Annotated in this window: 8 protein-coding genes; 2 read left to right on the top strand and 6 right to left on the bottom strand. The window is 52.6% G+C overall.

Translation table 11 applies throughout. The features are described from left to right. Nucleotides 1-4: 4 nt before the first annotated feature. From DG177_RS01775 to DG177_RS01760, 4 genes are read right to left on the bottom strand one after another with little or no spacing between them, the layout of a single operon-like run. Nucleotides 5-721 carry a sugar phosphate nucleotidyltransferase gene (locus tag DG177_RS01775; RefSeq protein WP_108809914.1) on the bottom strand — a complete coding sequence of 239 codons (717 nt, stop codon included), beginning with the start codon at nucleotides 719-721 and terminating at the stop codon, nucleotides 5-7. Next, nucleotides 718-1,698 (bottom strand): phosphotransferase, encoded by a 981-nt coding sequence (locus DG177_RS01770; protein ID WP_108812724.1) that lies wholly within the window; start codon nucleotides 1,696-1,698, stop codon nucleotides 718-720. The genes DG177_RS01775 and DG177_RS01770 overlap by 4 nt, the downstream gene beginning before the upstream one ends. Further along, entirely contained in the window at nucleotides 1,695-2,138 is a 444-nt protein-coding gene (gene tsaE / locus DG177_RS01765; RefSeq protein ID WP_337658430.1) for a tRNA (adenosine(37)-N6)-threonylcarbamoyltransferase complex ATPase subunit type 1 TsaE, read from the bottom strand. The genes DG177_RS01770 and tsaE overlap by 4 nt, the downstream gene beginning before the upstream one ends. 11 nt (nucleotides 2,139-2,149) lie before the next feature. Beyond that, nucleotides 2,150-4,498 carry an ATP-binding protein gene (locus DG177_RS01760; RefSeq protein WP_108809912.1) on the bottom strand — a complete coding sequence of 783 codons (2,349 nt, stop codon included), beginning with the start codon at nucleotides 4,496-4,498 and terminating at the stop codon, nucleotides 2,150-2,152. 113 nt (nucleotides 4,499-4,611) lie between these two features. Between DG177_RS01760 and moaB the strand changes: the two genes are divergently transcribed. Then, nucleotides 4,612-5,139 carry a molybdenum cofactor biosynthesis protein B gene (moaB, locus tag DG177_RS01755; RefSeq protein WP_108812723.1) on the top strand — a complete coding sequence of 176 codons (528 nt, stop codon included), beginning with the start codon at nucleotides 4,612-4,614 and terminating at the stop codon, nucleotides 5,137-5,139. A 39-nt stretch (nucleotides 5,140-5,178) separates the two neighbouring features. After that, nucleotides 5,179-6,276: a PA0069 family radical SAM protein gene (locus DG177_RS01750; protein WP_443216404.1), complete on the top strand. Its 1,098-nt coding sequence runs from the start codon at nucleotides 5,179-5,181 to the stop codon at nucleotides 6,274-6,276. Between the two features lie 92 nt (nucleotides 6,277-6,368). Here DG177_RS01750 and DG177_RS01745 read toward each other — a convergent pair whose 3' ends face one another. Both DG177_RS01745 and dnaE read right to left on the bottom strand, forming a co-directional pair. After that, nucleotides 6,369-7,976: a long-chain-fatty-acid--CoA ligase gene (locus DG177_RS01745; RefSeq protein WP_108809910.1), complete on the bottom strand. Its 1,608-nt coding sequence runs from the start codon at nucleotides 7,974-7,976 to the stop codon at nucleotides 6,369-6,371. Nucleotides 7,977-8,019: 43 nt separating this feature from the next. Next, complete coding sequence (gene dnaE / locus DG177_RS01740; RefSeq protein WP_108809909.1) at nucleotides 8,020-11,529, bottom strand: DNA polymerase III subunit alpha; 3,510 nt, start codon at nucleotides 11,527-11,529, stop codon at nucleotides 8,020-8,022. Between the last annotated feature and the right edge of the window lie 31 nt (nucleotides 11,530-11,560).

The raw sequence follows: 11,560 nt of genomic DNA, 5'->3' as shown, positions 1-11,560 counted from the left end.
AGCTCTACACACGCGCCAGCGCCGCCTCGGTTGGGGCGATGGCATCCGGTGACCCGACTTCGAACCAACTGCCTTCATGAACCAATCCAAATAGCCGACCCTCCTCTATCGCTCGGGACCATAATATATTGGTTGAGAATGGTCCCCCTGGCGCATCGCGTAGCAAGCGCTTTGAAAGCAACTGGATACCGGTGTAGATAAAAGGTGCTTGCCGGTCAGGCAGACGCCGCGAAACTCGGCCAAGGTCATCAACATTGAAGTCCCCTGCCCCTTTGTAATTATGCGCTGACGTTTGCGGCACCAGCAGCAAAAGTGCATCCATCTCATCATCATTCCAACGCTGTTCCAGACGTTGCAAGTTATTGGTCGGACCGTCAGTCCAGAGATTGTCGCTGTTCAGAGCAAAAAATACATCCTCATCAATCAAAGGTGCGGCCTGTACCATGCCACCACCAGTTTCCATCAACTGCTCACGTTCATCGGAAATGCGGATATCGAACGGATAGTTCACCGAACCAAGGTGCGCTTCCAACGCATCAGGCAGATAGTGTGCATTGACCACCACTTTCATTACGCCCGCTTCCCAAAGTTTATCGAGACAATGATCGATCATCGGCTTACCTGCCACCTTGATCAACGGTTTGGGCCTTGTCGCGGTCAGCGGTCGCATTCGCTTGCCAAGACCGGCAGCCATGACCATTGCCGTTTCAACTTTGCTCATGCCGACACCGAAGTAATCGGCCGGCTGCGGACCTCAACGGGAACATTATCGTCGAACCATTCAGAAACCGAGGCAAGATCTGGATGCGCCAAATCCTTTTCCAGCAACCGCCACATCCGGGGTAAAAAATCGAGATAGCGCGCTTTGCCATCGCGCTTATAGAGGCGCGTAAAAATACCGATTATCTTGGTATTTCGCTGTGCTCCCAGAATGGCATAGTGGCTGCGAAATGCTTGTGCCTGATCTGTTGATTGATCGTCGAGATAATATTGCAGCATAGTTTCCTCTAGATCATCCGAAACATCCCGCCGTGCGTCCTGTAGCATCGAAACCAGATCATAAGCTGCATGACCAGCAAGAGCATCCTGGAAATCGAGCAAACCCAACCGATGATCATCAAGCAGCATGATATTTTCAGCATGATAGTCGCGCAGAACCGTCACTGGTGATGTTTGCGCGGCAAGTACCGATTCCAGCACATGTCGCCATGCATCAACAAAAGCAGGCTGATTGACGTTCAAAGATTGTGCCGGGCAGTACCATTCCGGAAGCAAGTTCACTTCCCTGAGATACTGATCCCAATCATATGCCGGCACATCGGCAGCTGGCTCCTGATGTAATGCTTTAATCAGATCGATGGTCTGGCGGTAAATCCGTTCTTCATCCTCGGGATGGTGATCAAGATGTTCCCGCATCCTTTGGTCCCCAAAATCTTCTAGTAGCACCAGGCCATGGGAAAGGTCTTCACCGTATATCTCTGGCGCCGCGAAATTCTGAGCCTTGAGATGGCGGGCTATATTGATAAATGGCCGAGGATCTTCATGTGGCGGCGGGGCATCCATTAAGATCGCTTTGCGATCGGGCGTGATAACGCGAAAATAGCGGCGGAATGATGCATCACCGGCGACTGGTAATATCTCGGCACCACCCCACCCTTTTTCTTTCAAGAATTCCTGCGCCGCTGCCGGCGGTGTCATGTTATTGGCCATCTGTCTTTCCAAGCGGGGCCAGCGACCCAAGTCAACCGGCGAATGTTATCAGATTCTATATCGAGAGAAATTTGCAAAGCATCACGCCAGAAACTGTCAGGGATCCGATCCGGCCATTCGGCAACCATGGCACCGTCGATCAGAATATCATCCAGACCGAGTTCCTGAATTTCGTCGGGTTCCTCGATCCGATAAAAGTCAACATGTGCCAGTGGTAACCGGACTTCTGGCTGTTCATAATGCTGGACAATCGCAAATGTTGGACTGGGCACATCCTGCGTAAACCCCAGACCGCGCAATATGCCTCTTGCCAACGTAGTTTTGCCAGCTCCAAGAGTTCCGGACAATGCGACCTTATCGCCTGCGCGCAAAACATCCGCAATCTGACTTCCGAGAGTGGTGGTCGCAGCTTCATCCTGCAGGATCATGGAGTGCTCAGTCATTGGCGCGGAAGATGAATTGTGACCAGTGTTCCCTGACCCGGCTCGGAAGTCAGCGTAAGCTCGCCGCCATGGGCCAGCAATAATTGCCGGGCAAGCGGCAAACCGAGCCCACCAACATTTTCTCCACCTGTCTTTCGGGAACGGGCAAAGCTATCAAAGGCCTTAGATTGCTGACCGGCGCTCATTCCGGGACCATTGTCCGAGATATGGATCACCGCTTGTTTGACATTGCCACTGGCGTTGATGAGTATGCGTCCGCCCTCTGGGGTGTAGCGAATACTGTTGTCAACAATCTGCGCAACGGCCTGTGCCAATCTCTTTTGATCGGCCAAAGCGGAACCGAGCGTCTCATCAAGCTGCAACTCGACTTCAATCTGCTTTGCCTTGGCATCATCTGCAAATTGCTCTGCGACATCCTCGACCAGCTTGTTGAGATTCACCTTCTCTTTTGCAATCGGCAAGGCTCCAGCCTCGCTCTGGCTGAGGTCAAGAACATTGTCGATCTGCATACCTAGCCGTTTTACAGATTGTAATATGGCTCGGGCATATTCATGCCCCTGCTCGGTCAATGGCCCTGCTACTTCATTGTCGAGCAGTTCTGCAAAGCCTCCGATTGAAGTCAGTGGAGTTCGGAATTCGTAGCTCATGTTTGAAAGGAAGGTGGCTTTGATTGAGTCCGCCTCCACCAACGCTTCATTGCGTTCCCGCAACGCCAGTTCGATCCGACGGCTGTCCGATATATCAAGCATCGTGAAAAGCGCATTCCCGTCGGGCAGAGGAATTGCTGCAAATTCAAATCGCCGCCCGTCGGCAAAGGAAATCTGGCCGCCTTGTTGCTCTCGCTCCGAAGTCGCGGTGCGGACCATTGATCGCACCTCCGAAATCCGTGCAGGCTGCTGCAACTGTACCGCCATTTTCTGCATCAGCGTGTCAACGCGTGGATGCTTGCCCAGATCCTCTTCAGCCAGATTCCAGTTGCTCGCAAACTGGTGATTCCAGATATTGAGCTTACCATCCGCCGCAAAGACAGCAACTGACTCAAACAGATTGTCGAATGTCGCCGTCCGAACCCGCAGCAATGTATCTCTTGCACTCGCTAGTTGGACCTGTTCAGTGCGATCTTCGATAATCATCAATAGGCCGCCATCTGGCGTCGGATTGGCAATGACCCGCAAATGGGTGCCATCGGCCAAGAGCCAGTTTTCCTCGATTGATTCGGTTGACTTGAACCACTGGGTCCGTTCCTCACGCCATTCTGGAAAATCCCGCATGTCAGGGACGCGATTCATTTCCCGCATCCGGTCCAACACTCTCGGAAACTCGGGCCGCTCTGCAATCCACTGCTGCCGCATCGAGAATATCCGTTGAAACGGCATATTGCAGAATTGCAGCGATTTATCCGCGTCAAATTGCACCACCGCAGCGGAAATCTTGTCCAGCATATCTCGCTGCGATTCGTTAAAGCGCCGCTGTTCCTTGCGAGAATCGATCAATTCCTGGATGTCGATCGCATAGCCGGCAATACCCGATTTTCCGAGCGGAACATCCACTACCTGGGTCGTCCGGCGCTCACCCCCGATTGTGGTTGCGACGACACGCTCATAGGGCTCCCCCTTCTGTTTGGCTTGTGACGCTGCATCGGTTGGGCTGATCCCGTTGATCGTCTCGATCAGTTCGATCCCCTCTTCCACAACCTGCGCCCCATCCTCTGCATCCACTGCTTTGACATAGGCACTGTTTACCAGCGTCAGCTTCATGTCCGTTGAGCGGTGCCACATCGGGACCGGTGCAGCTTCAATGAGAGCCGACAACGCATCAAAAGCCGTGCGAGCCTCTTCGTTTTCTGCACGTAACTCTTCGATTTGCCCTTCACTATCGGTGGCATCAAATATCCATAACAATGCGCTACCATTCGGAGCAATTTTCTGATCCGCCAGTCCACCCCTGATGAACAGAGCCTTGTCTGATCCCACGACCTTCATCGCGCGAGTGAAGCTACTGCCGGATTTCTGCGCAATATTAACATCTTGCGTCAGCCCTTCCAAATCTTCACGGCTCATCCCAGCACCGGGACTGTGCAACTCTGAAATATGTGCAGGTAAATGATCAAATCCAAACCAATGCATCAGGCGTTGGGATGCTTCGAGTTTCCCGTCAGAACGCACCAGCAAGGGTAAAGCCGGCGACGTTTCCAACAGTCTTCCCAATCGCCCCGACTGCCTTAGTGTCGCTTCTGCGCGGTTTTTCATCGCCAGGCCGGTCCATACAGCCCATGCGGCCGCAGCCAGCCATGCGGCGAGAATCAAGCCCAATATGACAGCGGTTAAATCCGGAACGTTCGACATTATTACAAGCGATTAGACGGTTACAGCTGCGGCGAAAACCCCCTATTCTTTATGGCTTAGAAAAGTCGGATAATATGGGTTATAAAGCAGCCGAAAAATCATCGGAGAAACGCATGCCTATCGACGAAAGCCGGACGTTTAAACCCATTAATATCGCTATTCTGACCGTATCTGACACGCGCAGCCTGAAAGAGGACACATCCGGTGAAATATTAGCGCAGCGTATCGCTGATAAAGGGCATAATCTGGTTGACCGCCATCTGGTCCGGGATGAAACTGCGAAAATTATTGCCCAGCTCCATCAATGGATTGATGATCAAGCGGTCGATGTAATTATCACCACAGGCGGAACTGGACTGACCGGACGCGATATCACGCCCGAGGCGCTCAATGCTGTCAAAGACAAGGACATACCTGGCTTTGGCGAATTGTTCCGCTGGCTCAGCTATGACAAGATCGGCACGTCCACCGTACAATCGCGGGCTTGTGCTGTGGTATCGCGCGGAACATATATTTTTGCGCTCCCCGGTTCCAATGGTGCGGTCAAGGACGGATGGGATGGCATATTGGACACCCAGTTGGACAGCCGCCACCGGCCTTGCAATTTTGTCGAACTATTGCCGCGGTTACAGGAAAAATAGATATTTGTTCTTTATATGTTCTCATGCTATATGATAAGTATGGAACAGAAGCAGCGCCTTACCCCGCCGGCCCTAAAGGGACGCGGAGCGGTTACCAATGATGACAGTCGTCGGTTCAACTTGCCGAGCCGCGACGCTGATGGCGACTGGCTTGACGAGCGCGACGCACTGGGGGATGCGAGTGGAAAACTGCGCACACAGGTTACCGTTGAAAGCCCGAAATCAATTCTAAGTTTCAACACTTCGCCAGATATTCCTTTTGATCGTTCGATCAACGCCTATCGCGGCTGTGAACATGGTTGTGTCTATTGCTATGCGCGTCCCACCCATGCTTATCACGACCTCTCACCCGGGCTGGATTTCGAAACGCGGCTTTTTGCCAAACCAAATGCCGCCCAGTTGCTGCGTGACACGCTCGCCAAACCGACCTATCGGCCCGCCGCTATTGCAATCGGGACCAATACGGACCCCTATCAGCCGATTGAAAAGCGCTACAATATCACGCATCAGATATTGGAAGTTATGCTTGAAACCCGGCATCCGGTAGGCATTACAACCAAATCAAACAGGGTGATCGACGATCGCGAAATATTGGCAGAACTCGCCGCTCTGAACCTGTCTGCTGTGGCTATTTCAGTTACAACGCTGGATCGCAAAATTGCGCGCCTGCTTGAACCACGCGCGCCATCACCAGCAAAAAGACTGCAGGCAGTTAAAGACTTACGAGCGCTTGGGATTCCGGTTCATGTGAACATCGCACCGGTCATTCCAGCAATCACTGATCATGAGCTTGAGGCCTTAGTCGCAGCCGCTGCTGATCATGATGCACAATCAGTTTCGGTTATTCCGGTGCGCTTGCCGCACGAAGTTGCGCCGCTGTTTGAACAATGGCTTGAGGCGCATTTTCCAGACCGTAAGAACAAGGTGATGCACATCATCGAATCACTCCGTAGCGGCAAGAAAAATGATCCTAATTTCCATAGCCGGATGAAAGGCCAAGGTCCGTGGGCAGAATTATTGCATCATCGCCTCTCCCTTGCCGTCCGCAAAAACGGGTTGGGCAAAGCCAAGTTTTCATTGCGAACAGATTTGTTTCAAAGACCCATCGTCAGAGGCAGTCAGATGGAGCTGTTTTAGAAGCCCTCTATCTTCATGTTCAAGGTTATGAGTATGACACGATCGACAAGCCAAAAGCATGTTTTCAGATCAAGCTATCTGAAGCTTTGCACTCAGGCGTCAGTTAGGCTTTTCAACTTATAATCCTTATATTCATCGCGCAGAGCCCGTTTCAGGATCTTACCGGTTGCCGTATGTGGCAGTTCATCGATGAATTTGACTTCATCCGGCAGCCACCATTTGGCGACCTTGTCGGTGAGATAAGCAACCACCTCTTCCTGAGTAACCTCAGCGTCCGGTTTTTTGACCACCAACAGCAGTGGCCGCTCATCCCATTTCGGATGATACACGCCGACGGCTGCTGCTTCAGCAACACCTGGACAGCCGACAGCCGCATTTTCAAGCTCGATCGAACTGATCCATTCACCACCTGACTTGATGACATCCTTTGCCCGATCGGTAATCTGCATAGTGCCATCGGGATGAAGCACAGCCACATCGCCGGTATCAAACCACAGATCATCCTCGACCGCATCCTCATCAGCGCGGTAATAGCGTTGAACGATCCAGGGCCCTCGGATTTCCAGCGTTCCACTAGACTCACCATCGCGCGGCAGGACGTTGCCCTCATCATCTACAACGCGCAATTCCACACCGAAGGGAGGGCGCCCCTGCTTACAAATCACATCAACTTGCTCGTCAAAACCAAGATCATCCCAATTGGCCGGCAGCGATCCGGCAGTGCCAATCGGTGATGTCTCTGTCATGCCCCAGGCATGAGCAACTCGCATGCCGTTTTTCATCAATCGTTCGATCATCGAGCGCGGACATGCCGATCCACCGATTGTGATCACTCGCAGCTTGCCGTAATCGCCACCGTTGGCGTCCATATCGGCAAACATGGAAAGCCAGACAGTCGGCACGCCTGCACTATGCGTGACCCCTTCCTCGCGAATCAACTTCCACAGAACGGGAGCCTCATTACTGGCAGAAAAGACCATTTTTGCGCCAACCGCAGCACAGGCAAAGGGCAATCCCCATGCATTGGCGTGAAACATCGGAACGATCGGCAACATCACAGAGCGGGTGGCTAAGTCCATTATGTCAGGCTGAACTTCGGTCAGTGCATGCAAGACATTGGAGCGATGTTCGTAAAGCACACCCTTGGGGTTGCCAGTTGTTCCGCTCGTGTAGCACAAGCCGCAGGGGTCGTTCTCATCGACATCCACCCAGTCAAAATTACCATCTTCAGCATCAACAAGCTCACGAAAGGTCGGATAGTCACCTTTCTCTCCGTCAAACTGGATATAATGCTCCACCGTTTTTAACTGCGGTTTAAGCATTTCGATAATCGGCGTGAACATCTTGTCGAACAACAGTACTCGGTCTTCAGCATGGTTGATGATATAGACCAATTGCTCTTCAAAAAGCCTCGGATTGACGGTGTGTAATATGCCGCCAATTCCTGCCGAGCCGTACCAACTGATCAAATGATGCGCATGGTTCATCGCGATAGTCGCGATCCGGTCGCCTTTTTCCATACCAAGACGCTTTAGGACTTGTGAGAACTTGCGCGCATCACTGCCAATTTCACCCCAGTTACTGCGGGTTAGCGTGCCATCTGCCCAATGGCTTACGATCTCTCGCGTGCCATGCTCACGTGCCGCATGATCAATCAGATTGGTGATTTTGAGCGCACTGCCCTGCATAGCTCCAGCCATTTGTCTCTCCGTTTTTATAGATTTGTTTTTTGACGCAAACGGCTCAGCTTACAAGCCTTAAATTGGGTTTGCGATGGCGGACTGGTCGTGATCCAGTGGCCGGCCCCAACCGGATATTCGACAGGCCCGCCACATGGCTAAGCGTTTCCGCAAATTGAGCATCAAGCTGAAAGGAGCGGCCGAGACAGATATCGGCGCTCTCACCTTCGAAGCTTGGCAAACGAGCGATCAATTCGCTCTTGCCGCCGGAAAGTGGTGCAACGAGATTCTTGAGTTCCTGAAGTCCCTGCAAATCATGCACATCCAGCTCCAAACGGGTTCTCGTAGTCTTTTCCAGACCGTCCATGGCCTGTGCACGGCGAATAACGACACGGGGACTTTCATCATCCGATCGCTGGTCAAGCTCGACATTCAGTAATGCACAACTGCCTTCCTTGGCCATATCAGCGAGCAGCTCACATTGCTCTTCTTCAAAACAGCTACCGGAAAACTGACCGCTGCTGTCCGAAAGATCGACAAGCACGAAACGCTTGCCGCGCTTGCTTTCCCGCCAACGCACGCCTTCGACCAATGCCGCCATAACCGCAGGTTTGCGCTGCCCTTCGGCAATCGGGCCCTCCTCACACAAGGCCGCATATGTCATTGCACCATGCGAAGAAGTGACCGCCTGAAACTGAGTCACGGGATGGGAAGCGAAATAGAAACCGAACGCATCGCGCTCATGGACCATGATCTCGCTCAAATTCCAGTCGCTATTGGCTGGCAGGCGGATCGCCTGCATATCGTCGGCACCCCCTTCACCGAACAGACCGCCCTGCCCGCTATTGCGGGATTCGGCAGCACTGTTGGCAACAGACATTAACATTTCCGCGCCCTCGTAAACCGCCGCGCGATTGGGCTCGATATCGTCAAAGGCACCAGCGGCGGCAAGGCTTTCAATCTGGCGCTTATTCATACCTGTCGGATCAATGCGATTGGCAAAGTCATCCATTGACTGAAACGCACCACTCTCGGCACGCTCATCGACCAGTGCCTGCATCGCCTTCTCGCCAACATTTTTAAGGCCGGCAAGGGCGTAACGTACAGCAAGGAGCGCCCCATCCTGCTCTTCAACAGCAAAAGAGGGTCGGCTTTTGTTGATAGAGGGCGGCAATATGGTCACGCCAAGCCGTTTCATATCATCCACAAAAATGCTGAGCTTGTCGCTCTGGTGCATATCAAAGCACATCGATGCTGCATAAAATTCATGGGGATAATGGGCCTTGAGCCAAGCCGTTTGATAGGCCAGCAACGCATAAGCCGCCGCGTGGCTTTTGTTGAAACCATAGCCGGCAAATTTATCGATCAGATCGAATAGCTCATTGGCTTGTTCCGGTCCGACATCATTTTTGGCGGCACCTTCGACAAAGATACTGCGCTGTGCGTCCATCTCAGCCTGGATCTTCTTACCCATGGCGCGCCGCAGCATATCAGCTTCGCCAAGAGAATAGCCTGCTATAACCTGAGCAGCCTGCATCACCTGTTCCTGATAGACGATAATCCCGTATGTTTCCTTCAGGATATCTTCGAGCAACGGATGCGGATAAGCGATATCCGCGCGGCCATTTTTCCGATCACCAAATAGCGGAATATTATCCATCGGCCCTGGGCGATAGAGTGAAACAAGTGCGATAATATCGCCGAAATTCGTCGGCTTCACGGCTGCCAGAGTACGCCTCATGCCTTCGGATTCCAGCTGAAACACCCCAACCGTATCACCGCGTTGAAGCAACTCGAATACCTTGGGATCATCCCATGCAAGAGCCGAAAGATCGACTTCGATATTGCGTTCAGCGAGCAATTCAACCGCCTTCTTCAAAACTGAAAGCGTCTTGAGCCCGAGAAAGTCAAACTTCACCAGGCCGGCCTGTTCAACAAATTTCATGTCGAACTGCGTCACCGGCAAATCAGAGCGCGGATCACGATAGAGAGGAACAAGCTGATCGAGAGGACGATCGCCGATAACAACACCGGCAGCATGGGTTGAACTGTGGCGAGGTAGCCCTTCCAGCTTCATCGCCAGGTCAAACAGACGCTTCACATCCCCCTGTTTGTAGTCCTGTGCCAATTCAGAAATGCCATTAAGCGCACGCTTCAAATCCCATGGGTCAGTGGGATGGTTCGGTACCAATTTGGTCAGCCGATCCACTTGACCATAAGGCATCTGCAATACTCGACCGACATCTCTGAGCACCGCGCGTGCTTTCAGTTTACCGAATGTAATAATTTGAGCGACTTGCCCCGTACCATATTTTTCCTGAACATAGCGGATCACTTCACCGCGACGGGTTTCGCAGAAATCAATATCGAAGTCAGGCATGGAAACGCGTTCCGGATTCAGGAAACGCTCAAACAACAGACCCAGCTTGATCGGATCAAGATCGGTAATGGTGAGTGCCCAGGCAACAACAGAACCCGCACCTGAACCACGACCAGGCCCCACGGGTATATCGTGATCCTTGGCCCATTTAATAAAATCTGCGACGATCAAGAAGTAGCCCGGAAAACCCATATTCACGATCACGTCGATTTCAAAATCAAGCCGATTAAAATATTCTTGACGCTGCTTGGCGTCGAGTTCGCCGACATGTGCAAGTCGCTCTTCCAATCCAGCGGTGGCGTCTCCGCGCAACTGTTCCGCCTCGCCTGCTAGATCACCAGCCAGGCTGGGCAAAATGGGATCCCGGCGCGGCGGAGAATAAGCGCAGCGCTTGGCAACCACCAAAGTGTTTTCAAGTGCTTCAGGCAGGTCGGAGAAAAGATCCTCCATAACCAGCGCGCTTTTTATCCATAGGTGCGGTGATGGCTTATCACGATCGTCATTCTCCACATAAGCGGACCCCGCGATGCATTTCATCGCATCATGCGCTTCATGAAAACCGGGCTCGGCAAAACAACTTGGATTGGTGGCAACCAACGGAATGTCGCGATCCATCGCCAACGCGATCAAACCGGCCTCGGCGGCCATCTCAACCGGGTCATCCCGGCGGGAAAGCTCAATATAGAGGCGACCTTCGAAATATTGCTGAAGCGATGACAGGTAGGCCTCGGCCTCCGATTGCTGCTCTTCTGCCAGCAATCGGGTTACGCCTCCTTCTCCACCGCCAGTTAATGCGAGCAAACCGGCATTATGGTCGGCAAGCATCTCGAACGGGATATGGGCATCCTGTTCTGCCGGTCGATCCAGATGTGATGCCGAAACCAGGCGACAGAGATTTTCATATCCCGTTTCATCCTGAGCATATAGGGCAATCCAATCCAGAACAGGTTTGTCAGAGCCTGCGCTGCCCGGTCGTGCAACCCTCAAGAAACAGCCCGTTATCGGTTGAACCCCATTTGCGCGGCAACCGTCATCAAATGCCATAGATGCAAACAGACCAATCCGATCCGTCAATGCAACCGCAGGAAAGCCGCGCTCCTTGGCAACAGCACCAATGGCCTTCGGTTCCATCGCGCCATCCAATATGGTGTAGGCGGAAAAGGCGCGCAGGTGGACAAAGGGAATCTGTGGCATAGTTAAACCCTAACGTGAGCCACAAGTTTTG

Source organism: Sphingorhabdus sp. Alg231-15, from assembly GCF_900149705.1.
Classification (GTDB): Bacteria; Pseudomonadota; Alphaproteobacteria; order Sphingomonadales; family Sphingomonadaceae; genus Parasphingorhabdus.
This window is presented reverse-complemented; position numbering and strand designations above follow the sequence as displayed.